Annotated in this window: 19 protein-coding genes; 10 read left to right on the top strand and 9 right to left on the bottom strand. The window is 45.9% G+C overall.

The features are described 5' to 3' along the window. Positions 1-6: 6 nt before the first annotated feature. Positions 7-1233 (bottom strand): sigma-54 dependent transcriptional regulator, encoded by a 1227-nt coding sequence (locus tag KIO97_RS16580; protein WP_285383469.1) that lies wholly within the window; start codon positions 1231-1233, stop codon positions 7-9. After that, positions 1226-3139, bottom strand: coding sequence for an ATP-binding protein (locus KIO97_RS16575; protein WP_285383468.1), 1914 nt, complete (start codon positions 3137-3139; stop codon positions 1226-1228). Before KIO97_RS16575 ends, KIO97_RS16580 begins: the two co-directional genes overlap by 8 nt. 128 nt (positions 3140-3267) lie before the next feature. Between KIO97_RS16575 and pdxH the strand changes: the two genes are divergently transcribed. Next, a complete protein-coding gene (gene pdxH / locus KIO97_RS16570) occupies positions 3268-3903 on the top strand; it encodes a pyridoxamine 5'-phosphate oxidase (RefSeq protein ID WP_285383467.1) in 636 nt (211 codons plus the stop codon). Between the two features lie 68 nt (positions 3904-3971). Here pdxH and KIO97_RS16565 read toward each other — a convergent pair whose 3' ends face one another. Continuing rightward, positions 3972-4691 carry a PAS domain-containing protein gene (locus tag KIO97_RS16565; RefSeq protein WP_005428959.1) on the bottom strand — a complete coding sequence of 240 codons (720 nt, stop codon included), beginning with the start codon at positions 4689-4691 and terminating at the stop codon, positions 3972-3974. Positions 4692-5462: 771 nt separating this feature from the next. On the opposite strand from KIO97_RS16565, the gene KIO97_RS16560 reads away from it, so the two are divergent. From KIO97_RS16560 to putP, 4 genes are all read left to right on the top strand, one after another. Further along, the gene (locus KIO97_RS16560; RefSeq protein WP_045371321.1) at positions 5463-6275 is read left to right on the top strand and encodes an AraC family transcriptional regulator; all 813 of its coding nucleotides are present in this window, start codon (positions 5463-5465) and stop codon (positions 6273-6275) included. 400 nt (positions 6276-6675) lie between these two features. Then, on the top strand, positions 6676-9807 hold the full coding sequence (putA, locus tag KIO97_RS16555; protein ID WP_285383466.1) for a bifunctional proline dehydrogenase/L-glutamate gamma-semialdehyde dehydrogenase PutA: 3132 nt from the start codon (positions 6676-6678) through the stop codon (positions 9805-9807). A gap of 11 nt (positions 9808-9818) precedes the next feature. Beyond that, positions 9819-10526: a 1-pyrroline-5-carboxylate dehydrogenase gene (locus tag KIO97_RS16550; protein ID WP_038888670.1), complete on the top strand. Its 708-nt coding sequence runs from the start codon at positions 9819-9821 to the stop codon at positions 10524-10526. Positions 10527-10663: 137 nt separating this feature from the next. After that, positions 10664-12157 (top strand): sodium/proline symporter PutP, encoded by a 1494-nt coding sequence (gene putP / locus KIO97_RS16545; RefSeq protein WP_045371327.1) that lies wholly within the window; start codon positions 10664-10666, stop codon positions 12155-12157. Positions 12158-12207: 50 nt separating this feature from the next. Here putP and KIO97_RS16540 read toward each other — a convergent pair whose 3' ends face one another. Beyond that, positions 12208-12738 carry a GNAT family N-acetyltransferase gene (locus KIO97_RS16540; RefSeq protein ID WP_038888673.1) on the bottom strand — a complete coding sequence of 177 codons (531 nt, stop codon included), beginning with the start codon at positions 12736-12738 and terminating at the stop codon, positions 12208-12210. 148 nt (positions 12739-12886) lie between these two features. Here KIO97_RS16540 and KIO97_RS16535 point away from each other — a divergent pair, with 148 nt between their 5' ends. Continuing rightward, complete coding sequence (locus KIO97_RS16535) at positions 12887-13126, top strand: hypothetical protein (protein ID WP_005428980.1); 240 nt, start codon at positions 12887-12889, stop codon at positions 13124-13126. A gap of 151 nt (positions 13127-13277) precedes the next feature. On the opposite strand, the gene KIO97_RS16530 is transcribed toward KIO97_RS16535, so the two are convergent. After that, a complete protein-coding gene (locus tag KIO97_RS16530) occupies positions 13278-13658 on the bottom strand; it encodes a hypothetical protein (RefSeq protein ID WP_285383465.1) in 381 nt (126 codons plus the stop codon). A 125-nt stretch (positions 13659-13783) separates the two neighbouring features. Then, the gene (locus tag KIO97_RS16525) at positions 13784-14317 is read right to left on the bottom strand and encodes a GNAT family N-acetyltransferase (protein ID WP_050904669.1); all 534 of its coding nucleotides are present in this window, start codon (positions 14315-14317) and stop codon (positions 13784-13786) included. Positions 14318-14918: 601 nt separating this feature from the next. On the opposite strand from KIO97_RS16525, the gene KIO97_RS16520 reads away from it, so the two are divergent. Next, positions 14919-15167 carry a hypothetical protein gene (locus tag KIO97_RS16520; protein ID WP_038888678.1) on the top strand — a complete coding sequence of 83 codons (249 nt, stop codon included), beginning with the start codon at positions 14919-14921 and terminating at the stop codon, positions 15165-15167. Positions 15168-15174: 7 nt separating this feature from the next. Here KIO97_RS16520 and KIO97_RS16515 read toward each other — a convergent pair whose 3' ends face one another. Further along, complete coding sequence (locus tag KIO97_RS16515; protein WP_005428989.1) at positions 15175-15342, bottom strand: hypothetical protein; 168 nt, start codon at positions 15340-15342, stop codon at positions 15175-15177. A gap of 322 nt (positions 15343-15664) precedes the next feature. Between KIO97_RS16515 and KIO97_RS16510 the strand changes: the two genes are divergently transcribed. Continuing rightward, on the top strand, positions 15665-16141 hold the full coding sequence (locus KIO97_RS16510; protein WP_005449899.1) for an Lrp/AsnC family transcriptional regulator: 477 nt from the start codon (positions 15665-15667) through the stop codon (positions 16139-16141). 80 nt (positions 16142-16221) lie between these two features. Here KIO97_RS16510 and KIO97_RS16505 read toward each other — a convergent pair whose 3' ends face one another. Together KIO97_RS16505 and KIO97_RS16500 are read right to left on the bottom strand one after the other, a co-directional pair. Further along, on the bottom strand, positions 16222-16929 hold the full coding sequence (locus tag KIO97_RS16505) for a DUF445 domain-containing protein (RefSeq protein ID WP_038888680.1): 708 nt from the start codon (positions 16927-16929) through the stop codon (positions 16222-16224). Between the two features lie 637 nt (positions 16930-17566). Beyond that, the gene (locus KIO97_RS16500; protein ID WP_285383464.1) at positions 17567-19405 is read right to left on the bottom strand and encodes an ABC transporter ATP-binding protein; all 1839 of its coding nucleotides are present in this window, start codon (positions 19403-19405) and stop codon (positions 17567-17569) included. Between the two features lie 406 nt (positions 19406-19811). On the opposite strand from KIO97_RS16500, the gene KIO97_RS16495 reads away from it, so the two are divergent. Both KIO97_RS16495 and KIO97_RS16490 read left to right on the top strand, forming a co-directional pair. Continuing rightward, positions 19812-20813 (top strand): arginine deiminase-related protein, encoded by a 1002-nt coding sequence (locus KIO97_RS16495; protein ID WP_285383463.1) that lies wholly within the window; start codon positions 19812-19814, stop codon positions 20811-20813. A 265-nt stretch (positions 20814-21078) separates the two neighbouring features. Beyond that, positions 21079-25821 (top strand): Ig-like domain-containing protein, encoded by a 4743-nt coding sequence (locus KIO97_RS16490; RefSeq protein WP_285383462.1) that lies wholly within the window; start codon positions 21079-21081, stop codon positions 25819-25821. The last annotated feature ends 63 nt before the right edge of the window (positions 25822-25884 follow it).

Raw genomic sequence — 25884 nt, 5'->3', positions numbered from 1 at the left:
CTTTGTTTACTGTGCCTTGAACTGTGTTTTGTCCAACTGATGTTTTTTTAGTTTGTCATACAAGGTTTTGCGCGACACTTGTAATTCTAGTTGAACCTCTTTGAGTCTGCCTCTGTGTCGTTGCAAGGCGTCAAACAACAAGCAGTATTCAAAGTGTTCTGTGCGTTGAGTCATACTTTGGATTTCGATGCTCTTTTCACTGCTCCAATCCTCCATACTAAACACATCGGGTTTTAGCGCTCTTAACTCCGCAAATTGCCTCAATTGTTTGATGTTTTCAGGCCAATCGAGTTCCGTAACCCGTTTTACCTCATCGAGACCAATCTGAGGAGGTTGGAGTTGATAGCGACTCGCTGCGTGACGCACAAAGTGTTTGTATAGGGGACCGATGTCTTCTTTGCGTTCATTCAAATTCGGCATCCGAATCATCTTTACTGAGCTTTCAATACCTTTGTCTACTGTGTTGGCTGCGCCAAAAACACGTTGCAGTTTTGGGTGTTCAAATAAGCATTGCCACTGTTTTGTCGAGATGTGTTCTGCACTGTGTAGGTACAAACTGCAATGACTTTTACCGTCCGTAAGATGATGTACGGTTTTGTCTAGTGCATCGAGAGAAAGCTCGTACAAATCTTCGCCAGAAGCAATGAACAATTCATTTTCCGGTGAGGCGTGAATATCGTGAGCAAACTGCGCAGCCAGCCTTCTTCCTGTTCCATCTTCACCGACAAAAATCAGCGGCTGGTGGAGCGGGGTGCTGATCAAGGTACGGCGAATGTCGACCATGGCTTGGCTGTGACCAATCATCTTGGGACCAACATGGGTTTGCATGTCGAGTTCTTTTTTAAGCCAGACGTTTTCTTGTAATAAGGCCAACTTGTCGCCAGCGTTATTAAGTGACTTAAGTAACTGTTCGGTAGAGAAGGGTTTTTCGAGAAAATCGTATGCACCACTCTTCATCGCTTCGACGGCAGTTTTCACATCGCCATGGCCGGTTAAGACGATAAATTGAAAGTGACTATTTTTGCCTAGCAGTGTGCGCATAAACTCTAGGCCATTCATCACGGGCATGTGGATATCAGTGATGATCAATGCCGGTGCGCTTGGGTCTATTTGTTGCAGCGCTTCAACTGCGTTTGGAAAGCAAGTGACGTCAATCCCTTCGATTAATAGCGCTTGAGTGACCGCATCACGGATATGGGGTTCATCATCAACAAAGAAAACGGGATTATGCATGAGAGTGTTCCTCTGCAGGATGAAGTGGGACTAAAGGCACGCTGACAATAAAGGTCATGCCGCCTGACTGCTGGGATTGCGTATCCATATCACTGAAAGCACTATGATTGTAAGCATTGTGATTGTAAGCACTGAGAGAGCCTTGATAGCTTTCTAAAATACGTTTTGAAATGGTTAAACCCAGCCCAAGTCCCTCAGGTTTCGTGGTGAAAAATGGATCGAATACTTTGGCTAATGCTTGTTCTGACATACCTGGTCCGTTGTCGGAAATCAGAATATCGCAGTTGCTTTCATTGCATTGTATCGCGATCGAAATTTGTGGCTCGACACAGTGTCCTTCCATCGCTTGGGCTGCATTATGGAAGAGATTTATCAGTACTTGCTCTAGCTCGACGCTGTGAATGGCGAGTTTCACGTCGCATTCAATGTTTGGCACTTTTAGCGTCACCCCTTGTTTGATCAGCTTGCTGCTCAGAATGCGCGTTGCGTTATGTACCGCGTCATGTAGCACGGACACCTCGTTGTGCGAATTATTGTCCGTTTTGCGCGTAAAGACTTTCAAACGAGCAATGACTTCGGCAATGGTGTCATTGAGAGAGAGCATTTTGCCGAGATTATCTGTCACCATAGGGTAGCGTTCCATCGCCATCAAACGTTGAGAGTTTTCTGTATAGGTGCGAAGTGCAGCAAGTGGTTGGTTGATTTCATGATTGATGCTGGCAGACAGCTCGCCCAGTAGTGCGAGTTTCGCGGCTTGAGTAAGCTCTTGTTGGGTTTGCTTGAGCGCTTGCTGACTCTGTTCATATTGGTGCACGGTTTGTTGCAGCTGGTGGTTGGCTTGGCTCAGTACTATGGTGCGTTCCGTGACCTTTTCTTCCAAGTTTGTATTCATATTTGCTAATCGTGCTTTGTTGACTAGCATTTGAAACCACGCTAAGGCTATTAGGCCAACGAGCGAATACAGCAAAAGGTAAATCACATCCGCTTGCAATACCGCAGCAAACACTTCTTGTTGGCTAATCAGAGCGACAACACGAAAACCTTTGTCGAATAAGTTTGTTGCGTAAGCGAGGTAGTTGGGTGAAACCAATAGCTGATTGTTCTCCAACTGCGTCGCGCCGCTTTGCCCAGTAAACTCGCCACGATATTGAGGCAAGGTATCACCGTATTGTTGAGTCTGGTTAAGCTCTCGTTTTGCCTGTTCAGACAATGGGAATAGGGCTCGGTAGCGCCAATCGGGCAAGTTGCTCATGAAGACGACATCGTGCACACCGGTAACCAGTAACCCACCATTTTCTTGGGTTAACCCTTTTTCGAGTTGCTCCAAGTTTACTTTAACCGTAATCACGCCTGCGACTTTGCCCTCAACCCAAAGAGGGGAAGAGAAGAAATAGCCGCGCTTATTTGAGCGTACGCCCAGCGCAACATACTGAGCTTTCTCTCCATTTAGGGCGTGCTGAAAGTAAGGACGAAAGGCAAAGTTAGAGCCCACAAAACTGTCGTCTTGCTGGTAGTTACTCGATGCGATAACTAAGCCGGTTTTGTCGTGCACATAGATGGTGTCAGCGAGGCTTTGTGCTAACCAATCGGCGAGCAATAAGTTGAGCGATTCTGATGGCTTACCTACTTTGACGGCTTCAAGCAATCTTGGATCATGGCTGAGTAAGTTCGGGATTTGCTCAAACTTTGCCAATTCATAATCGATTTCTTGGGCGACCTGTGAAGCTTGAGTTTGTAACTTGCTTTGCCACTGATCATGTTGATGCTGGGTTGCGTATTTATGGGTCAACATTAGCCCGACCAGACCGATGGCGAGCAAGACCAACAAAAAATGGCGCAGAGCTTTGGGGTTAAGTAGGTTCACGATTGGCTCACTGGTTTTTAACGCCATGTTATCAAAAGGCATTTAATGATGTTGTGAGCTGCTGCGACAACGTGACACAGCACAAAACTGCAATCAGGGTTCTTGCTTGCTGTCCTTGTATTTCCTTAGTATCGGGCGCACAATCGACAAAAACGAGTGAAGGAGTGAAGATGGAACTTGCTGATATTCGTCGTGAGTACACAAAAGGTGGCCTGCGTCGTAAAGATTTAAAAGCAGATCCGATTGATCAATTTAACCTATGGTTAGAGCAAGCGGTACAAGCGGGGCTAACGGATCCTACGGCGATGACGGTCGCGACTGTGGACGAAAACGGAATGCCGTTTCAACGTATCGTGCTGCTAAAAAGTGTCGATAAAGATGGCTTTGTGTTCTACACCAACTTGGGCAGCCGCAAAGCGCAGCAGCTTGGGCATAACAGCAACATCAGCCTGCATTTCCCATGGCATCCCCTTGAGCGTCAGGTTCACATCACGGGCGTGGCAGAAAAGCTAACGCCGATGGAGAACATGAAGTACTTCACTTCTCGCCCGAAAGAGAGCCAATTAGCAGCGATCGCGAGCAAGCAAAGCTGCCGTATCTCTGCACGTGGCGTATTGGAAGGTAAGTTTTTAGAGCTGAAGCAGAAGTTTGCTAAAGGTGAGATTCCTATGCCAACCTTCTGGGGTGGTTTCCGCGTTAAGCCACAAAGCATTGAGTTCTGGCAAGGTGGTGAACACCGTCTTCATGACCGCTTCTTGTTCTCAAATCAAGAAGGTGAGTGGGACATCGACCGTCTTGCGCCGTAGTCACTTCGATGACGAGATAAAAAAACACCGCCGAAATGGGCGGTGTTTTTGTTTTCTAGTTTGGAAATTCAACGTTCGCCGTTGAGAACAACAGACAACTGATGTTTAAGCAGCGTCTTTGGCACGATGGAGCCGTAACCTGCTTCCATCGCTTTATCGATAAGCTCGTTCTTACTATTGGCTTCAAATTTAGTGCGCAGACGAGCGACATGCCCTTCTACTGTCTTGGTTGAAATCCCCATCACCTGAGAGATGAATTGCGGTTTCTTACCATAGAGCAGTAAGAACAGCGTCTCTTGCTCACGGCAGGTCAGCTTTTCTGGCTCGGGTTTAAGATTAGAAAAACGGAAGATAGACTGTTGATTTGGTGCACCACCAATGGCTCGGCAAACCCAATAACCGACTTCAATCACAGCGGTATCCGTTAGCTCGCGGCCATAAAAGATGGTGCCAATGATGTTGCCGTCTTCATCTCTCCAAGGTGTCTTGGTAAAAATGTGCGCGCGCCAATGGCCATCTGGATAAGGATGTATGTCAAGGATCTTCAGCGACTCGCCGGTTTCAATCACATGCTTGTCTTGTTCTTGAAAGTCTTGGGCGCACTCAATGGTAGGGCTAGCCATTTCGAAGTCTGTCTTACCGATACAAGCTTCGGGCGAATCGTACCCAATTAACTCGGCGTATTCCTGATTCACATAGCGGAATACCGAATCTTTATCTTTGCATCCCCAACAACCCGGTAGCTGTCGAAGGAGCGACTGTTCTATGGTATTGACTGGAATATTCACAAGGGACTCACTACTGCTATATCGCCTGCATGATTACAGGTCGTTCCCTCACTTTGCTTTGCCTGCGTTTACATTATCGCATTACCTTGATCATGCTTTCGAGAATCGCGCCAGATAGAACTGGAAGAGAGAAGGTCTATCAAGATAGCTCTGCGTGATGATTAACGTCAGGATACAGTGAGATGTCCGATATATTAGCAGCTTATGCCATTGTTTTCATTGGCGATAGGCAAAAAAAAAGCCAGCCTGAAGACGGGCTGGCAACACAAGATATAATCTTGTCGACGTGTAGAAGAGGTTCTAAATTACGTAGCGAGGGTCTGCTAAGTAAGTTAGAGGTATCAAGTAGATACCGATGAGCTCAGGGTCGTATGCATCCTAGAGCTCGAGGTCTAATGTATTGAATCGAGAAGAGGTTAGTAAGGGGGGAAATCCCTCTATGCCACTGTTTTTCGGGCATTTCGTGCGCGTTCGATCGTAATTTTCATCTTACCTTTTACATTAATGTGCATTTTCATTGCTAGGATCTTTGCTAAGTGTTTGTCTCACCTTTGGTAATTTTTGCTATCTGCCCGTTTTTGTTAAAAAAATTGGTTGCACATTGACCGTAAGTTACTCTTACATGATCATCGTTCCGGAACTATGATCATGTAGAGAGCCTTGATCGTGTTGGTTTGATCTTGTGCGATTGACTCGGGGAGGAGTTGCAACCCAACCGAGAAGGTATATGATGCCAAGGTGTAAGCTGACCGTGTAAAGACGACTGTTGAAATGAGTAACCCAGATAACCCGAAAGCCCCGCTGCATAAAGAGATCATGCTGCCTAAGCCAGCAGAATTGATCACGCTTCCGTCTTATATGGAATGCCATGATCATGCTTACACTCAGATCGTGATCGGCTTGAAAGGACAAGCGGAATTTGAAGTGCGTGGACAGGGCAACCTGGTTGGTCCGGGACAAGGTTGTATCGTAACGGCGTCTTCTGATCATGCTTTCGGCGGCGTGATTCATCAATCAGATATTTTGGTGCTCAACATGCCAAAGCCAGCCAATGATGACCCCGAGATGCTGCAGAAAATCAACAATCTAGAGCGTTCTCATCTTTACTTCCAGTTGGATGGTCAAATCCAAAAGCTGATTCAGATGCTGGTGCAAGAGATGCGTAATCACCCAGATGACTTACTGCTAAGCCGTGCGTGTAACGATACCGTGATCGCTCTGATGCAGCGTCATATCTCAGCATTTGAAACGTCGAGGAAAGAGTCTCGCTTTGATCTGGATGCGATTGACCGTTACATCGAGCAGCACTTGAGCCACAAAATCAGTGTGGCGCAGCTGGCGGGCAGTGTGTTTTTGGGCGAAAGCCAGTTCCACAGTTTATTTAAAGATCAGATGGGCATTACGCCGCATCAGTATGTGTTAGGTAAACGTATTGATATGGCGCGTGACTTAATTGAACAAGGTCACCTTACGCTTGGACAAATTGCTGAATTTACTGGTTTCTCGAGCCAAAGTACCTTTACGCATACTTTTACTCGTTTACAAGGGTTATCGCCTTCTCAGTATAAGAAACAGGTTGGCTAATTATATTGGAATAGTTGCTTATCTGATGACAGCCGCGCATGAGTCGCGGCTTTTTTGTGCTTGCGTTTTGTACAGGAAAGTCGAACTTTTTTGCGTAATTCTCCGAAAGTTTTCATTGTTTTTGTCCGTTCCTCACAAAACCGCAATCTAAATCCTTCTTATTCAAACAAAAATTGCTCAAAACCTATCTGCCTTTGTTGTAAATGACGGGCAAAGATGAATTTTTACAACACAATATATTATGTAATTGCGTGTGACTATGTAGATGTTTTGTTATAAAAGCGAGTTTTTAGCAAAAAGCTCGGAGTTTTTGACAAGTATTCTTCTCGGGCTCAAAATACACTGCCAGCCATTGATGATCCTCGAAGCGGTTTTCGAGGAGAGAGATTGAGGAAAACGCATGTTTACTGCAACGAACGTGTTAACACCGGAATTTATCGAGCAGCCGCTTGATAAGTTGTGGTCACTGATCTCGCCATTGTACATGGTGGACGAGTCTCAATGGCTAGAGCAATTATTGCCACTAGCGACGCCGACAGCGGAAGAAAAATCGGCAATCACGACCCAAACAACCCAGCTTATCGAAGCCATCCGTGCGGATAAAAAGTCAATTCAGATGATTGATGCGCTACTGCTGGAATACAGCTTAGATACTCATGAAGGTATCTTGCTGATGTGTCTTGCAGAAGCACTGATGCGTATTCCTGACTCAGCAACGGCGGATGCACTGATTAAAGATAAGTTAAGCGTTGCTGACTGGAAATCTCACCTAAAGAGTTCTGATTCAGTCTTCGTAAACGCGTCAACTTGGGGCTTAATGCTAACGGGTAAAGTGATTGGTCTTGGTGAGCAAGAAACCCAGAGCCCAGGTCAGGCTGTAAACCGTCTGGTGAACAAATTCTCAGAACCTGTGATTCGTAAAGCCATGTATCAGGCCATGAAGATCATGGGTCATCAGTTTGTACGTGGTCGTACGATTGAAGAAGCACAGAAAAACGGTCGCCCAATGCGCGACAAAGGCTTCACTTACTCCTTTGATATGTTGGGTGAAGCGGCGCTGACTACGGCAGACGCAAGCAAGTACTTCAAAGACTACCTAATGGCGATTGAAGCCGTTGGTCGCGAAACGTACGGTAGCGATACAAGCCCTGCACCTTCTGTTTCTATCAAGCTTTCTGCACTTCACCCACGTTATGAAGTGGCGAATGAAGAACGCGTGATGACAGAGCTTTATGACACCTTAACGCAGCTGCTTAAACGCGCTATCGAGGTGGATGTTGCCATTACGATTGATGCAGAGGAAGCGGACCGCTTAGAGCTGTCACTAAAACTTTTTGAAAAACTGTACCGCAGCGACCTTTTGAAAGGCTGGGGTAAGTTTGGTCTGGTGGTTCAAGCCTACTCGAAACGTGCACTGCCAGTATTGGTATGGCTAAACGGTCTAGCGAAAGAGCAGGGTGATCTGATCCCACTGCGTCTAGTAAAAGGCGCGTACTGGGACAGCGAAATCAAGTGGTCGCAACAAGCGGGTTACGAGAACTACCCTGTTTACACGCGCAAAGAAGCGACGGATGTTGCTTACCTAGCGTGTGCTCGCTTCCTACTAAGTGAAGGCGTTCGTGGCAATATCTTCCCGCAGTTTGCTAGTCACAACGCGCACACTGTTACGGCGATTGCTGTAATGGCAGAGCACAAAGATTACGAATTCCAACGTCTGCATGGTATGGGCGATTCGCTTTATAACCATGTGATGGACACTTATGGTCAGCCAGTACGTATTTACGCGCCAGTCGGTAGCCATGCGGATCTACTGCCTTACTTGGTTCGTCGCTTACTAGAAAACGGCGCGAACAGTTCGTTTGTGCATCGTTTGGTGGACGCGCGCTGTCCGATTTCAGAGCTGACGCATCACCCTGTTGATATGTTGACCTCGTTTGAGACCTTGCACAACGGCCAAATTCCAATGCCAACCGGCATCTTCCCAGAGCGCAAAAACTCGTACGGTGTGAACGTTGATATCGATAGCGAAGCGAAGCCGTTTGAAGCGCAGGTTGAAAGCTTTCTAACCCAGAAGTGGACTGCGGGTCCGATCATCAACGGCGAAAAACATGCCGAAAGCATGATCAAGGAAAACTCCGCAGAGATCATTACTGCCCCTTACGATCGTCGTATTGAAGTGGGTCAGGTGGCTTTCGCAAGCCTTGATCATGTTTCCGCTGCAATCGAAGCGGCTGATGCTGCATTCCCAGAGTGGAAAGGCACCGCGATTGAACAAAAAGCAGTGTGCCTAGATAAGCTTGCGGATCTGATGGAAGAAAACTTGGCTGAGCTGGTGGCGATTTGTCACCAAGAAGCGGGTAAGACGATTCACGATAGCATTGATGAAGTGCGTGAAGCGGTCGACTTCTGTCGTTACTACGCGAAACAAGCGCAAAACCTTCAACCGTTCGAATTAGAGGGCTTTGATGGCGTAAAACGTATTTCTAGCCGCGAAGGGCTTGGCGTATTCGTTTGTATCAGCCCATGGAACTTCCCATTAGCGATCTTCCTTGGTCAAGTCACAGCGGCATTGGTTGCAGGTAACACAGTTGTGGCTAAGCCAGCTGAGCAAACCAGCTTAATTGCGGCGCGTGCGATTGAATTGATGCTAGAAGCCGGTTTCCCGGCAGGTGTGATTCAGCTATTGCCAGGTCGTGGTGGTGAAATCGGTCATGCATTGACATCTCACGATGCGATTGCAGGCGTGGCATTTACTGGTTCGACAGCAACGGCGCAGCGCATCAACGTGACGCTTGCCGAGCGTAGCGCGAAGCCAGTACCGTTTATCGCTGAAACTGGCGGTCAAAACGCCATGATTGTGGATAGTACGGCACTACCAGAACAAGTTGTGCGTGACGTGATTCGTTCCGCTTTCGCTTCTGCTGGTCAACGTTGTTCTGCTCTGCGCGTTCTGTTCGTTCAAGAAGACGTTGCGGATCGCATCATCAACCTTATCCAAGGTGCGATGAATGAACTGCATGTTGGTATTCCGCACCTACACAAAACGGATGTGGGTCCGGTTATCGACAGCAATGCAAAGAACAAACTCCTTGCTCACCTAGAGCACATGACAAGTACGCAAACCAAAGTTGCTCAATTGCAGTTGGATGAAGCGTGTCAGCACGGTGATTTTGTATCACCAAGTGCGTTCGAAATCTCGGGCATTGATGTTCTGAAAGAAGAGCAATTCGGTCCTATCTTGCACATTGTTCGCTTTAAAGCGTCTGAGTTGCCAAACGTGGTTGAGCAAATCAACCAAACCGGTTTTGGTCTCACAATGGGCATTCACAGCCGTAACGAAACCACTTACCGTTGGATTGAAAAACACGCTCGTGTGGGTAACTGCTACATCAACCGCGATCAGGTCGGTGCGGTCGTTGGCGTTCAGCCATTCGGTGGTCAAGGTTTGTCGGGTACGGGTCCGAAGGCCGGTGGTCCTCACTACCTATACCGCTTTACTAAACAACATCTTGTTCAAGCAGAGAAGGCGTAAGGAGTCGCATTATGGTTCATCAGATCACGTTTTTTAAAGATGCATTCTCTGCGTGGGAGCAGTGGAATCTGACCGATTTTGATTACAAATGCGAGCATTTGCTGGCATTTAAATCTGCCATTGAAGAGCAGCATAGCGTGGTTGGCAAAGTGGTGTCTTACCACTTACAGCAAGCGTCGTCTCTGTTGGCAGAAACTCATCAGTTAGTGGGTCCTACGGGCGAAACTAACGAGCTGTACACAGCGGGTCGCGGTGTGGCTTTGGTCGTTTGTGAAAACAACCTAGAACACACAGAGAACGCACTGTACAGCACATTTGCAATGATCACCTGTGCTTTGATTGCAGGCAACAGTGTGGTGATTTGCAGTGACAATGCAGAGCTTAATCAATTGGTTAAGCATGCTGTGGCGTCAGCAAACTTCCCATCTAACTTAGTCCAAGTGGTTGCGTACGATGCGTCTTCCCCGTTGTTAGACAGTGACGTACGTAGTGTGGGTTATGTTGGGCATTCACAGGTTGAGCACGCGCTTAACCTGCAACTGGCTAAGCGTGACGGTGCCATCGTCGGCTTAGTTTCTGAAACGGATTTAGAGTCACCGACATTGACTCATGATCCTCATCTGTCGTTGCGCTTCATTACCGAGCGTACTCGAACGATAAATATTACAGCAGTGGGCGGTAACGCGACTCTACTCGAGTTGGGAAGCGACTCCCACTAACCTGACTTGTGATACCAATCTGAATCAAAAGAGCCTGAGAGCTTACTCGGGTTGGTATCTCTTGCTTTGATGTATTGCTGCGATGGCAAAATATCAAAGAGGGCAAGGAAGGAAATAATTATAACGAGGACTATCAAATGATAGAAAATAGCTTTGCTATCACGACCACTTTCGTGGCGTACTTACTAATTATGGTTGCCATTGGCGTTTACGCGTATAAGAGGACTTCCAATTCATCTGACTACTTCCTAGGTGGTCGTAGCCTTGGTCCATGGCCAGCGGCACTTTCTGCGGGCGCATCAGACATGAGTGGCTGGTTGCTACTTGGTCTTCCGGGGTATGCGTATGCAGCAGGTATTGAAGCATTCTGGCTAGCAGGTGGTCTGCTTGTGGGTACATGGCTAAACTGGTTAATCAGTGCAAAACGCCTACGTACGTACAGCATTCAAACGGATGCACTAACGCTGCCTGAATTCCTGTCGCGTCGCTTTAACGATAAGTCGAAACTGATTCAGACAATCTCTGCGTTCTTCATTCTTCTATTCTTCCTTTTCTACACCAGCTCAGGCTTGGTAGCAGGTGGTAAACTGTTTGAGACCGTATTCGGCTTGGATTACAGCATTGCCGTTATCGTTGGTACGGTGTGTGTGGTTTCATACACGCTATTTGGTGGTTTCCTAGCGGTATCTTGGACGGACTTGGTACAAGGTCTATTGATGGCGGCGGCGCTAATGATCGTGCCTGTTGCCGTTATGGATGGTGGCCTAGGCCAACTAGCGACGGATATGCACAACATCAACCCAGAGCTATTAACGCTATGGAACGACGTAAAAGGTGAGCCTCTATCGGCTGTCGCGATCATCTCTTTGGTGGCATGGGGTCTTGGTTACTTTGGTCAGCCGCACATCCTAGCGCGTTTTAAAGCTTCTCGTTCAAACAAAGACCTAACAACAGCGCGTCGTATCGCTGTGGGTTGGACTGCGCTTTCTATGGCGGGTGCAATGCTAGTTGGTCTTGTTGGTCTAGTGTGGGTAACTGGTCACCCTGGTATGCAGGTTGATGATGGTGAGAAAATCTTCATGCTATTGGTGAACACGGTATTCCACCCAGTGATTGCAGGTATCCTATTGGCGGCAATCCTAGCGGCGGTAATGAGTACTGCGGATTCACAGCTTCTAGTATCTTCATCTGCTCTAGCAGAAGACTTCTACAAGCAAGTGATTAAGCCAGATGCAACGTCTGAAGAAGTGGTCATGATTGGTCGTGTGGGCGTTATCGTGATTTCTCTTATCGCGCTATTCCTAGCAATGACGCCAGACAGCTCTGTTCTTGGTCTTGTATCTTACGCTTGGGCAGGCTTTGGTGCTGCGTTTGGTCCAGCAGTTGTGCTTAGCCTTTACTGGAGTGGTATGAACCGTAACGGCGCACTAGCAGGTATCCTAATTGGTGGCGTGACTATCGTGGTTTGGAAACAGCTAACAGGCGGTTGGTTCGACGTTTACGAAATCGTACCGGGCATCATCTTCTCTACCATCGCTATCGTGGTGGTGAGCAAAATGACCGGTGGTGCAGCGCAAGAAGTACTTGAGCAACACAAAGAATACGAGAAGAAATTGGTTGAGCTAGACTAATCATTCTCAAGTGAAAACAAAGCCCGCGACTATCGCGGGCTTTTTTGCTTTTAGTGACGGATTTTGGCGTAAACCACCGTGTTACTCAGTTCCCCTGAGGTAGAAACACGATCGTGTCTAAGCTCACCTTCAAAGTCATAACCGCAACGCTCTGCGACCGCACGGCTTTTAGCATTGCTTGCATCTGCGGTAATCGCAATGCGTCTCGCACCAAGGTCCTCGAACGCGTAGCGCTCTAGTTCAAGCACTGCTTCGGAAATGTAGCCATTACCTACAGCGCTATCATCCTGCCAGTAACCGATTTCAAATGAGGGTACTTCCTGATCTTTAATCATTAAGCCAACGGCACCAATTAAGCGATCACTCTCTTTTTCAATGATGAAATAACGTAATTCCTCTTCGAAATTTTCAAAGTTCGCGATGGCTTTTTCTGTTCCCTCAATCATGGCCTCTAGTGTGAGCACATGTGGTACCCAAGGAAGATACACTTCGAGTGTCTTTTGGCTTCGTAATACCGCTTGATGTGCCTCTTCTGCACGCTCTAAACAAGCGGGAATTAGCTTAAGACGTTTCGTTTCCATTCCGGCTCTCCTTTGGGTGAAAAATAAACGAAAAATCATTTAAACAGATGTACTTAGAATGATCTAGTTGTTCGCACAATATTATTCACTTGGTTTGCTTGGAAGAACCTGAGAGAATTGTATGGTTATTCAAATCACTAGGTTCATTATGAAACTTTTAGTAAGAAACTTGGCTCGTCAAACGACTGAGCAAGACATGCGTGCACTGTTCTCTGAGCACGGCAAAGTGGAACTTTGTACATTGGTTCTTGATCAAGAAACCGGTTTATCAAAAGGCTTCGGCTTTGTGATCATGCCAGATGAAGCAGAAGCGATTGCTGCACTGGAAGCGCTGAACATGACCAGCGTAGCGAAAAGCAAGATTCGCGTGAAAGTCGCTCAAGACTAAGAGAGAGAAAAGCCAGCATCACTGCTGGCTTTTTTGTATTAAGCATTCTCAGTTATCACTCTTATGTTCAAGTTATTTTATTTATTGCGCTAACCACTTTTATCGGAGTAAGTGTGAGGAAACTGATAGGGCTCCTTCGTGGTGTAGCGTATCAATGACTATTCTCCACCTCTTCTAAGCCTATATTCGATAGTTGTTGTAAGTTTCGTTTAAGTGGAAGCGTTTTTACTTCGATTAAGATTAGGTTGATTAAGCCGCCAAGAGAAATCGCTGCAATCACCGCACTAAGAGCACTTCCTTGAGCAGCCAAACCATATAAGCCAACACCAAACATTAAAACAAAGCTTATCAGTTGTATGGTTACGTGACTTTGAACGATATAACAACCGCGTTGGTAATCTTTTACAATGTAAACAAACTGCCCGAAGCTACCGAGTTCTACTTTGACCTTTCGATCTAGCGCATGACAGCGGAACCCTTGTTGATTGAGATATTTTGCGAGGCTTTCCATGCCAATGACTCCATGTTCCATCTAGTTATCTTTTGCACATCATAATGTCACGATGAGAGCCGCTTAGTTTCGCTGAACAACAAATCTAAGAGGCAAGTCCCACCGTACACTCAATGCTTTCTTTAGTTTGCGGAACGCTTTCAGGTTTAGTTATTCGCATCAAATCTGCATTGGTAGACGCAAACTTCGCGTTCTACGCCTTGCATACCAAGGATTTTGTTTCCTATATAAGGCACATTTAGTTTCTTTATCACTGACTTTGAGCGTTGATTCTCTGCTAAGTGCATCACACGAATACCGACGAGTTCGAAATATGATTGAGCAAACTCAACTAGGGTTTTAGATGCTTCAAAAGCATAACCCTTTCCCCAGTAAGGCACGCCAATCCAATATCCCAATGTACCGTACCCGTCTTCTATTCTCGGTAAACTCACCGCACCAAGCAGTTCCCCTGTGCTACGTGATGTAATGGCATAGACGACACCTCTGCGCTCATAGAACATAGGGCCATGCCCATCTATCCATGTTTTTGCCATTGGTGGTTCGTAAGGGTGTGGGACGTTAGCGGTCATATCTGCGATGATTTTTTCACCAGCGAGCAAAGCTACACGCTCACAATCGTTGTGATGAAATGGGCGAAGAATAAGTCGTTCGGTGAAGAGAGTGGGTTGTGCTGGCATCTTGGTTTTACCTCACGGATTGGGTGCTCCAGACATCAAGATCTGGTCAGAAGTAGCATCCAAGTATCTTAAATCGCTAAATGGGAATTGAACACCCGCTTCATTGGTTCTGGGTTGGGCACCGCGAATCACGTTAAACACCGCGCTAAGAGGGAGCGATTGTGAGACACTACTAAGTCGCGACCACTAACGCGTCTGGTGATGGTTTGATGAAGTCTAGCATGTGTTTTGAAATTACATTCTGCACATGAAATTTGACCTGATTAGGACATAATTCACACTGTAAATTGCTTAAATTCGCATAACGACCCCCTTATTTCTATTTCAATCCAATGTGTGAAGTTTTCTGTAGAGAAATGTAAAGATAAGCACTCAATAATATGTAATGTGTGATGGTTCATTGTATTGCATACATAGGTGTTATTTTTCGTTGTTCGGTCCGAAAGCAGGCGGACTGACCAAGGTCTCAGTTTTCGGGTGCGTGTACGGGAATTTTTGGAGTTAGGACACAAAAAAGAGAAGGGGCTTTTTTATTGTGGAATTATTTTGAACAAAATATGTCAATTGTCAGTAGTAACGAAAAATACAGGGAGAGATTGTAATGCCGGATATCTATTGCTCAGCTTGTAGAAGAGCAACGCAGCACAAAGTGATCATGAAGCGTTGTGAACCAGAGCAAATCCAAACACTGACAGGGAAAGTGGTGAGCTTCACACAATTAATGGCCAAGTTCGTGACTGGTGAACATTATTACGAGATGGAACCACAATACTACTGTCGCTGTTGTAACCATCGCGCTATTGGTGAAGTGGTTCAGCATCCAGCGCGACAGACATCAGCGATCATGTAATCGGCGTTTAAGCAGCCAGCTCTTTTTCTGTTGCGAAAGGTAATCCATCGATCATGACTGGCCAGCCATAAGAGGCATATTCAGACGCCAGTGACTTTGCGACCTCGTGCGAAACGGTCGTGTACGTCCATTCGCCAACACCAAACGGCTTGTACGCGAGTTGTAGGGTTAACATTGCTTTCTCCTTGATATTTTTGCCTATTATTGCCTTACAATTTGGCTCAATTCTTTTCTTAAAAGCTCATATTTTTCTCTTCAAAGTTCACCATTCCATTTTTTTGTTAACAAATTTATCTAATAAATAAAGTTACCTAGTTTGCTCAATGTATTTATAAATTACACACATAAAAGTTTTCATTTTTGGAACGGTTGGTGCTTTTTTGTACGGGGCAATCGTTAAATTCATATGGGTTTCACACGATGTATATTTCACTATTTGCAAACTGAATAGTTACTATTAATCTGGTGGCTCCTGGGTTGTTACAAGGATGTGGTTAATGAGTTATCAACTAGATAGAATTGATTTACAAATTTTGAGAGTGTTGCATTCTCGAGGGCGAATTCCAGTGGTGGAATTAGCAAAGCAAGTGAACTTGACCACATCACCATGCTCTGAACGCGTAAAAAGGCTGGAGAAAGAAGGCTACATAAATGGCTATCATGCAGAGCTCAATGCAGAGAAGCTTGGCCTAGATGTACAGGTGTTTATTCATATTCGTCTTGATCAAACCAGCTTCTCGATTTTCGAGAAATTTGCCAAAGCGGTAGAGCTCATGCCTGAAATTGAAGAGTGTTATTCGTTGTCAGGTGATTTCGACACCATGATTAAAGTTCGAGTAAAGAACATGAAGGCTTATCAGGAATTTATGTCGAGTAAGCTTGGGACACTACCGGGCGTGATCCAAACTCGAAGTGAAGTTGTTATCGAAGAACATAAGACGGGATTTGGTGTGAACCCTGAATTACTCGGTTAATAAGAGTGGGGATACGTCGATATCAGACACAAAAAAGGAGCCATGAGGCTCCTTTCGTATATCAAGTTCTGGTTAGTTTTTTATGCGCTTACGAATGTGGTTAGTACACCGATAAGGCCACCAAACACACCGCCCCAAACCACGAGCCAACCAAGGTGCTCTTTAATCATCTTCTGCACGATTTCTTTAACCAAAGCGGGTGTCAGCTCACTCAGGCGCTGGTCAATGATGCTTTCAATGTTCTGCTTGATTTCATCCATCATTGCAGGCGATTCCATTTGCTCTTTTAGTGCTTCCTTAATGGTGTCGCTCTTACTTAGCTCAATAATCGACTCTTGCATCTTTTCCACGAACGGTTGGCGCATGGGTTGCAGTGCTTCTGCACCGCCAAACATTGCAAGCATGCCACCAAACTGAGAGCCTTCGATGACTTCGACCAATGAATCAAAGGCTGGGTTTAAATCGACTTTCTCGATCACAGGCTCAAGGTTAATTTTCATGCCGCCTGCCATTTCTTTATTTAGGAAACGGTCGATGTTTGCTTCAGTAAAGAATTGCTCCATCATCAAGTTTTTGATGGCCAATTTAAATTCTTCAAAACGTGCTGGAATGACGCCTGATCCGTATAAGCCGGGTACTTTTTCAAATAGCATATGAATGGCTAGCCAGTTAGTGATAGCGCCAGAAAAAGCGAACAGACCCGCGTACCAAAGGTAATCATTTTGAATGTGATATCCCGCACCCATCATGGCGATAGCAAGGATATTAGTCAGCAAACTTTTGTTCATAGTGACCGATTATTTATGAATTGATGAAGTAATAAGTGGGCATGATTTTATACCTAAGCGATAGGTAGATGCTAGGTTGAGCTCACTTGGATTTATTTGGGGAGGGAGAATTGGAATGCGCCAAAAAACAAAACCCGACAATCATTGTCGGGCCACTGCTTTTTCTTAGAAACTCTAAGATTATTTTTTATTGTGCTTTTAGAAGCGGAAGACCTTACGGCAAAGTTGGCATTTCCAGCGCTCTGAGTAGCCGAATAATTTATCCGCCCAACTTTGTTTTACTTGTACGATCTGCATTGAACCACATTTACACATAAGCTAATTACCTTATTATTAGATTAATAACTAAGCCATCGATTGAGTATAGCTGTTTCTCAAAAAGTGAAATTACAAATGAATCCAGCTTGCTACTCTGCGTTGTGTCCACTGCTAACGATTACGCAACGGGGCGCTATACTACCAGAAATTTTGTGACTTGCACCCATAAAAGTGTTTCATAAGTGAGATTTTTAGTGATCTTGATCACTAAATGTGTGTGGTGAAATATTGGATGGCTTAAGTGGATATAGCAAAATCGTATAAAAAACGGCGCTTAGAGCGCCGCTTTTGTTGGGGTATTTATTGGTATTGAAGCGCATTAACTCTCTAACTCTTCGCCAAGGAAACCACCCGTTTGGTGTGCCCAAAGCTGAGCATAAATGCCATTGTTGGCAATAAGCTCTTTGTGCGTACCTTGCTCCACGATGTTGCCTTTATCAAGCACAATCAAGCGATCCATCTGCGCAATGGTCGACAAACGGTGTGCAATGGCGATAACGGTTTTACCTTGCATTAGCTCGTTCAAGCTTTCTTGAATGGCCGCTTCAACTTCTGAATCTAGTGCTGAAGTCGCTTCATCAAGCACCAGTAAAGGTGCGTCTTTTAGCAGCACGCGTGAAATCGCAATACGCTGGCGTTGACCGCCAGACAGTTTCACACCACGCTCACCCACTTGTGCGTCATAACCCACGTTACCAAACGGGTCGGTTAGGGTTTCGATAAACTCGTGTGCGTGCGCTTGCTTGGTCGCTTTAATCAGGTCTTCTTCACTTGCATCTGGATTGCCATACAAGATGTTATCGCGGATTGAGCGATGCAGCAGGGAAGTATCTTGTGTCACCATACCAATCTTCGAGCGCAGAGAATCTTGCGTGACGCTTGAGATTTCTTGCCCATCAATTTTGATGCAGCCTTCTTCCACATCGTGGAAACGCAATAACAAGTTTACTAAGGTTGATTTACCTGCGCCAGAGCGCCCAACTAAGCCCACTTTCTCACCCGGTTTGATATTAAGGTCGAGGTTGTTAATCACGCCTTTTTTCTCACCATAATGGAAGCTCACGTTGTCGAAGTGAATACCACCTTGAGGCACTTGCAGATCTTTTGCATCGGCTTTGTCTTTGATGTCGATAGGTTTAGACAGCGTCTTCATGCCATCTACGACGGTACCCAAGTTTTCAAATAGGGCACCGACTTCCCACATAATCCACATCGACATGCCGTTGATACGCAAAGCTAAGCTGACAGCAATCGCAATGGCACCAACGCTAATCGCGCTATCCAGCCACAAATAAATCGACAGCGCAGCCACTGAGAACACCAATAGATAGTTGGAGATCTCCACCGCAACGTCGAAGCCGGTTACCAAGCGCATTTGGCGATACACAGTACTCAAGAAGCCTTTCATGCCTTCTTCGGCGTACTCGGTCTCTCGTTTACTGTGCGAGAACAGCTTAACGGTTTGAATGTTGGTGTAGCTGTCTACAATGCGACCTGTCATGGTTGAACGTGCATCTGCTTGCTCGGTAGCCACGGCCTTTAGCTTCGGAACGAAGTGGATCTGAATCGCGATGTACGCCATTAGCCAAACCAACATTGGGATCATCAAGCGCCAGTCAGCGGCGGCCAACATCACGATGATGCTGGTGAAGTAAACCAAGACGTAGACGAAAACATCCATCGTCTTCATGACGGTTTCTCGCACCGCCAGAGAGGTTTGCATCACCTTAGTCGCAACACGACCTGCAAAATCATCCTGATAGAAGTTCAGACTTTGATTGAGCAAGTAACGGTGCGCAAGCCAGCGAACCGACATTGGGTAGTTACCCAGCAGAGTTTGGTGGATCAGCAGCGAGTAAACCACCACCAAAATCGGCATGATAACCAGCAGTAAGGTGCCGTAGAAAATAAGGTCCGCTTTGTTGTCTTGCAAAAAGGTTTCTGGGTTGCTGGTGGACAGCCAATCAACCAACTGACCCATGGCACCAAACAGAGAGACTTCTACGATAGCCACAATCGTCGACATGATCGACATGATGATCAGCGGTTTCTCAAAGCCACGAGTGTAATGGCGCAAGAAGGCGTAAATCCCGGTTGGGGGTTGGTCAGGCTGTGATTTGGGGAACGGCTCAGTAAAGCCTTCAAATCGTTTAAACATAACTCATCCTAAAGTTAATAGTTGCCATCTCAGTAATTGAATCCATCAATTCTTCCTGCCTTGGACGAAGCAGTTAATACCGAGTATGAGATAAGACATATTGTGGTCTGCTAGCCAGAAAAGCAGACGTTTTTGCGTATGTGTGAGAGGCGAAAAAATAGTCTAACCGATTGCTTTTTAAATGTAACTAGTTGGTTATAAAGAATTCGCTAGTGCATTATTCTTGAGATGACCATTCACGCGTCACAAAACAGTAAATCGGCAAAGTGACAATAAAAAGTCGGGTTAATGGTGGCTTTTCCAGTAATTATTACTTCTGCGTGAGGGAATTATTATTAAAAACAGCAAAACTGAAGTTAACAATAAATTTACAATCTCATCATTCTAGTGAAAAGGAATGTATTGGATGCTATTACACGAATCAGTGCCTCAGAATGCACATGGAAAAGAAGAAAGCACGCAAAGTGCTCTGCATCATACCGCGAACTGCGTTGTGATGGTGCCGCCGAAAGAGTTTCGTTTTAACGAAGAAACTGCGCAAGACAACGAGTTTCAACACCAAGTATCGCTAACCCAAGAAGAAGTCTCACGTAATACCATGGCTGAATTTGTTGCGATGGTTGAGAGCTTGCGAAACGAAGGCGTGCAAGTGGTTGAGTTTGATTACCCTCAATCTGATATCGCTACGCCAGATGCAGTGTTCCCGAATAACTGGTTTAGCACTACCCCAGAAGGTACTTTGTATACCTTCCCGATGGCGTGTGAAAACCGTCAGCATGAGGTTCGCCCAGATGCGTTGGTCGCTGCATTAGCGCACGCGGGTCGAGAAGTGCATCAACAAGACTCACTGACCGAATATCTAGATGAAGAAGCCTACCTAGAAAGTACGGGCGTGATGGTGTTCGACCACTTCAACAAAACCGTTTATGCCGCGCTCTCACAGCGTTGCGATCGTCTGGTTTTAGAAGATTACGCCAAGCGTATTGGTTACGATCGCGTGATTTCTTTCCAAACTCGTTTGCCTTCTGGCGCGCCGATTTACCACACTAACGTGATGATGGCAGTGGGTGAGCAGTTCTGCGTGATTTGTGATGAAGTGATCCCTGAGTTTGAGCGCCGCTTTGTGCTTAAATCGTTGGCGAAAGACAAGCAGGTTATCTCGATTTCACTTGAGCAGATGAACCAGTTCTGCGGCAACATTCTACAACTGGAAACGGTACGCGGCGATAAGGTCATTGCTATGTCTCAATCAGCTTACGATGCGTTCTCTCCAGCACAAAGAAATCAACTAGCGACACACGGTAAATTACTGCCATTTGACGTTTCTACCATAGAGTCGATTGGTGGTGGCTCTGTACGCTGTATGTTAGGCGAAGTGTTCCTACCAAGCCGCAAAGCCGTGCTATAGACCGCCCCTGAATTTCCCCCAAAAAGCACCATGTTGAAAGATGTGGTGTTTTTTTATTCGTTTTATCTAAGTAAGACGCTGAGAATGAATACCAAACCATTCGTTTCATCTTAATGTGCTCTGAGTATGATTTTATCCATACATCCTGCAGGTGCACTAGTTAGTTGCTATTTATATGTATTGTGTTTCATATAAATATAAAGGCTAGTTTATGGTTACGATCAACACGTGCAGAAGGGCGTGGTTGTATTGTTTGATAGGAGTAATGTCATTATTTACCGTCTTTGGCTGTAATGACTCTATCACTGAAACGACCACCTCATTAACATCTCAAATTTCTCACCAACAAAGCTTATCACTTAACGTCTCTAATCGAGTCGATGAGACAGAAATGTCCAATCTAGAACTGCTGTTTGTTTTTGATGTTGCTAATCAGGATGAGACGTTTGCCGTTCGAGTGCAAGATGTTCTAGGAAGAGAAGTGGCTGGTTTCCATCAAGGTGAAGCATTTCAAAGTAATGTCGTGGTGGTTCCTGAGTCTGGAATTGTGCCATTCACCTTTGACGTCGATAACGCCAGCGATGTGAATGGTGGAGTGGCTAAGATGACGGTGATTGTAAGAGGTGATGGCTTCTTCTCTAACTCTCAAGTGTTTGATCTTACCCAAACCACCATGTCGGATAATTACTGGATTGAGATTGTCCCTAAGTCAGAAAAAGCGGAGGAGGCGACCACATTTGTTGAAGAACGTGTTGAGCTAGATGGGCACGTGACCCGCTCTTCCGTTGATGTTGCAACAGTGACCAAAGATGACAGCACGGACGGAGGTAAAATCCTTGATGGTGCGACCGCTAAGTTGTCGATTCCTGCAGGAACAGGATTCATCGGTGAAGATGGACAGCCTTTTACGCCTGTAGGAAAGGTTTCTGTTTCGATGATGCTATTTTCAGCGGATCCAAAAGGCCTAGCTGACGATGAGAATAACCCGCTATACCTTTTCCCTGGTGGTTTATCGCCGGACGGGTTTGATGGCGAGCTCCCAAGCGATATCACCTCACCTGACAGCGTGACCTTTATTTCTGCCGGTTTTGTGGCGATTGAAATTGGCGATGAAAGCGGTAACAAAGTGTCTTCATTCGATGGAGAAGGCGTCAATTTGGAGTTTGAAGTGCCAAAATCCACGGTGAACCCGCAAACGGGCGAGCCTTTGGCGTTAGACGATGGCACGATCCCTATTTGGAGTTACACCGACTCAACGGGTAAATGGCGCTACGAAGGTGATGCCGTTATAGAGCAAGAAAACGAAAACACCTTTACCGTCTCGAAACCAATCACTCACCTCTCATACTACAATCTGGATTGGTACGGACAAGATCGCTGTCAACTTGATGTCGATGTTGTGGATGCAAATGGTGACCCCAATAATCAAAAACTGCGCCTTTCCTTTGCCAAAGCTGGCGGCGGTTGGGCTTACAAACCTTCGGGTTGGGGTGATAACCCTGAGAAGCTAAATATCAATCGAGTGCCTGCCTTCGCTGGTCACTTTGATTTGCTGGATAGCCAAGGCAACAGTTTATTAGCGTCGATTGAAGTGGACGGTGAGGTCATTGAAGTAGCCGATGGAACAGAGGGGCTCGATCTCGATGACTTCTGTTTTGGTGTATCGAGTGATTCGACTAAATCCTTCAAGGCGACCTTAAATATTGTAAACCCTCCTCGTATTGATATCGAAACCGGACTATCGTTAGTTTGTCCAATCGATGAAACGAAAACTCAAACCGTCGACTCAGGTTACTACTACCTTTACTCTGGTTATTCTTACGAAACTTCGGGCCAAATGAATGGAGATACCATCACTTTCTCCAACTTGGTCGAAGACGGGTTATATCGTCTCTACTACTACGGAGGACAAACTTGGGCCCAAGTGGAGTTTACTGCCAAAGCAGATACCACCAACATTTCTCTTATGTCGCTGCAGCTTTGTGACAAAATTGAACAAGCCATCAAGACCCGTTTGGTATGTACCGGCGATGATATGGCTGTCACGCGCTTTAAAGCAGCACCTGAGGCGTATTTTTGGATGTACAACCAAGACTATTCTCACTATTTATGGGGGAGAACAGACTCTGATGGTAACGCCACGCAAAGTGATGCGGTCGAGTCGATTGAATACATGGGCTCAGCCTATTCTTATTTTGAGAACCGTTATTACTGGGGTGAACGTACAACCGCCACGACGAGCGCCGATAATGCGATCACTTTTGATATTCAGTTACCAAGCTCCAATGAATATTGTCTTGCCGAATTACCGATTGATTACCTTCAAACGTTCGTTTTTGCTGAGAACACAGAAGCGCTGGCAGACGGTGTCGCAGAAATCAATATTACTGTTCAGGAACGTGATGAGTTTGGTACGGCTCGCGAATCAAACTCCGGCACTCTTACATTGACGGCTGAGCCATCTGAAGGGGTAGTCATCTCAGATATCACCTCCAATGGTGATGGAACATACAGCGCTAAAGTAACCTCAACAAAAGCGCAAGAAGTGGTTATCTCCGGAGAGATTGATGGCAATGCATTAGGAGGTTCTGCTACGGTGGAATTTGTGGCTGTGGTCGATTTCTCAAATGCCGTGTTTAGCCGAGATAAAGTGTCCGCCAATGCTGATGGAAGTGAGCAAATAACGGTCACTGTTCAGCTCAAAGATGCGGATGGAAATGACTATGCATCGTCTGGTGGTGACATTACGTTTGGCGAGCACACAGGGCTAACTTTGGTGTCTTCTCAAGATAATGGTGACGGCACTTACACCGCAGTCTTCACTAGTAAAACGTCACAAACCTTCAATATCACGGCTTCCATTGCCGGCAGTGCGTTATCTAATAACATCGATATCGAGTTTACTCCGGTGTTAGATACCGACAGCGCAGATCTATCAGTTGATAAGAGTTCAGCTAGTGCAGATGGCGTTGACGTTATCACTGTCACCTTGCAGCTAAAAGACAAAGAAGGGAATGATTACATCAGCTCTGGCGGTACAGTCACATTCGATACACCAACTGGGTTAACTCAGGTTGATAGCCAAGATAATGGGGATGGCTCTTACACAGTGAAATACAAGAGTTCGACTTCAGGATCTTACACTGTCGGGGCATCACTGGATGGCAGTGAATTTGCTGAATCCATTTCCTTTGAATTTACTCCAGTTCTTGACCTCAGCAACACTGAATTTACTCGTGATAAAAGTTCTGCAAATGCCGACGGTAGTGAAGTGATCACGGTGACGGTTCAACTGAAAGACTCTGAAGAGCAAAGCTACACGAGCTCCGCAGGTACTTTATCGTTTGATGAACCTTCAGGGTTGACTCTGATCTCTTCGACAGATAACGGCGATGGAAGCTATACGGCGAAGTATTCAAGTACGACTTCAGGGAGCTTTACTATTGGTGCCTCTTTAGCTGGCGACAGATTGAGTAATTCAATCGACATCGTATTTTCTCCTGTCCTTGAGCTAGCAAATACAGCGTTCAGCGCGGACAAAAGTTCTGCAAATGCCGACGGATCCGATGTGATCACAGTAACCATTCAATTGAAAGATACGGAAGGTAACAACTACACAAGTTCAGGCGGTACTCTTGAGCTCTCATTACCAGCAGGCGTGAGTGTCGTTACTTCTCAAGATAATAGTGATGGTACTTATACTGTGAGTTTCTCTAGTTCGAGCTCCGGTACTAAATCAGCAGGAGTATCTATTGGGGGAACCCAGTTATCCAGCTCTATTTCTTTGTCCTATGCTCAAGTCTTAAATCTATCTGCAGCAGCGTTCAGCCGTGATAAAGACTCCGCGAATGCAGATGGTAGTGACCAGATCACCGTAACGGTTCAGCTAAAAGACACCAATGGTGCTGATTACACATCGTCTGCGGGGGAGGTTTCATTCTCTGTGCCTAGTGGGGTAACGGAAGAATCAAAAACAGACAACGGTGATGGTTCGTATACGGCTGTCTTTACAACAGTGAACGCAGGTACTTATACCCTTGGTGCGAGCATAGGTGGCACTGAGTTGGCTAACGATATTGAGCTTACTTTTAATGCCGTCATTGATTTATCACAGTCGACATTGCAAGCCGATATCACTACCATCGCGGCAGATGGCAGTAGTACTGCTCAATTGACCATCACGCTGCAAGACTACGCTGGAAATGCGTTTGTTCCAGCACCGAACAGTCCTGAGCTCACGATTACAGCGGGCTCTGCTGATATGACTGATTTAGTGAATACTAGCGATGGGGTGTACACAAGCAACATTAGCTCTAGTGTTGTTGGTGAGGTCACTGTTACTGCGACCTATGACTCAGGAACCGTTGGCATTCTAAACCTCACATTTGAGGCTTTACCGCCAAGTGATTCTCAGTCTACCATCACAAGTGATATTTCTACCTTTGGTGTGGGTGGCGATCATAGTGCAGTTATCACGGTTGCTTTAAAGAAAGCTGATGGCAGTGCTTACACAGAAAGCTACGGTGATTTGGTGTTGAGCCCGGAAGGTACGGGGCTAAGCTATGGTACTCCTGCAGATAATGGTGATGGTACGTACACGGTGTCAGTTACTGCAGATACTGCTGGCAGTTATGTCGTGAGTGCTACCGTTGGGGATTTAGTACTGACAAATACGGTGTCGCTCACTGTTACTCAAGTCGATGTTGCTCAAAGTGGCGCGACTCCTGCCTCGATAACAGATTCAACAACGATAACTGTTACCTTACGAGACAGCTCTGGCAACATCATTACGCATGGAGGGCATAATATTAGTGTTCGCTTTGCGAGTAGCATTATCAATCAGTTGGGCATTGCAACATTCGGTGATGCTCAGTTCAATAGTCTAGACGGTACGTATGATGTATCGGTTACATGTAATACTCCGACTGAGGGCGATAGTTATAACGTGTCGGTTAAGGTAGATGATTATAGTGATGTAGTGGCTACTATCCCGTTGAGTTGTCCTTAATTAAATCAGCTACGCTTTGATATTAAAAATGCCACTCAACAATGAGTTAATGCCGATCGGTTT

Origin of the sequence: Vibrio sp. B181a (assembly GCF_030248375.1) — a bacterium.
Classification (GTDB): Bacteria; Pseudomonadota; Gammaproteobacteria; order Enterobacterales; family Vibrionaceae; genus Vibrio; species Vibrio campbellii.
Note: the sequence above shows the minus strand (reverse complement) of the source record. Positions and strands in the feature narration are given on the sequence as shown.

Excerpts from the sequence above, each read along its gene's own strand:
- KIO97_RS16580 (WP_285383469.1), bottom strand. The coding sequence starts at position 1,233 with ATGCATAATCCCGTTTTCTTTGTTGATGATGAACCCCATATCCGTGAT.
- KIO97_RS16495 (WP_285383463.1), top strand. The coding sequence starts at position 19,812 with ATGCTATTACACGAATCAGTGCCTCAGAATGCACATGGAAAAGAAGAA.
- KIO97_RS16520 (WP_038888678.1), top strand. The coding sequence starts at position 14,919 with ATGCCGGATATCTATTGCTCAGCTTGTAGAAGAGCAACGCAGCACAAA.
- KIO97_RS16575 (WP_285383468.1), bottom strand. The coding sequence starts at position 3,139 with ATGCCTTTTGATAACATGGCGTTAAAAACCAGTGAGCCAATCGTGAAC.
- KIO97_RS16510 (WP_005449899.1), top strand. The coding sequence starts at position 15,665 with ATGAGTTATCAACTAGATAGAATTGATTTACAAATTTTGAGAGTGTTG.
- KIO97_RS16550 (WP_038888670.1), top strand. The coding sequence starts at position 9,819 with ATGGTTCATCAGATCACGTTTTTTAAAGATGCATTCTCTGCGTGGGAG.
- KIO97_RS16505 (WP_038888680.1), bottom strand. The coding sequence starts at position 16,929 with ATGAACAAAAGTTTGCTGACTAATATCCTTGCTATCGCCATGATGGGT.
- KIO97_RS16525 (WP_050904669.1), bottom strand. The coding sequence starts at position 14,317 with ATGCCAGCACAACCCACTCTCTTCACCGAACGACTTATTCTTCGCCCA.
- pdxH (WP_285383467.1), top strand. The coding sequence starts at position 3,268 with ATGGAACTTGCTGATATTCGTCGTGAGTACACAAAAGGTGGCCTGCGT.
- KIO97_RS16535 (WP_005428980.1), top strand. The coding sequence starts at position 12,887 with ATGAAACTTTTAGTAAGAAACTTGGCTCGTCAAACGACTGAGCAAGAC.
- KIO97_RS16560 (WP_045371321.1), top strand. The coding sequence starts at position 5,463 with ATGAGTAACCCAGATAACCCGAAAGCCCCGCTGCATAAAGAGATCATG.
- KIO97_RS16515 (WP_005428989.1), bottom strand. The coding sequence starts at position 15,342 with ATGTTAACCCTACAACTCGCGTACAAGCCGTTTGGTGTTGGCGAATGG.
- putP (WP_045371327.1), top strand. The coding sequence starts at position 10,664 with ATGATAGAAAATAGCTTTGCTATCACGACCACTTTCGTGGCGTACTTA.
- putA (WP_285383466.1), top strand. The coding sequence starts at position 6,676 with ATGTTTACTGCAACGAACGTGTTAACACCGGAATTTATCGAGCAGCCG.
- KIO97_RS16490 (WP_285383462.1), top strand. The coding sequence starts at position 21,079 with ATGTCATTATTTACCGTCTTTGGCTGTAATGACTCTATCACTGAAACG.
- KIO97_RS16540 (WP_038888673.1), bottom strand. The coding sequence starts at position 12,738 with ATGGAAACGAAACGTCTTAAGCTAATTCCCGCTTGTTTAGAGCGTGCA.
- KIO97_RS16530 (WP_285383465.1), bottom strand. The coding sequence starts at position 13,658 with ATGGAACATGGAGTCATTGGCATGGAAAGCCTCGCAAAATATCTCAAT.
- KIO97_RS16500 (WP_285383464.1), bottom strand. The coding sequence starts at position 19,405 with ATGTTTAAACGATTTGAAGGCTTTACTGAGCCGTTCCCCAAATCACAG.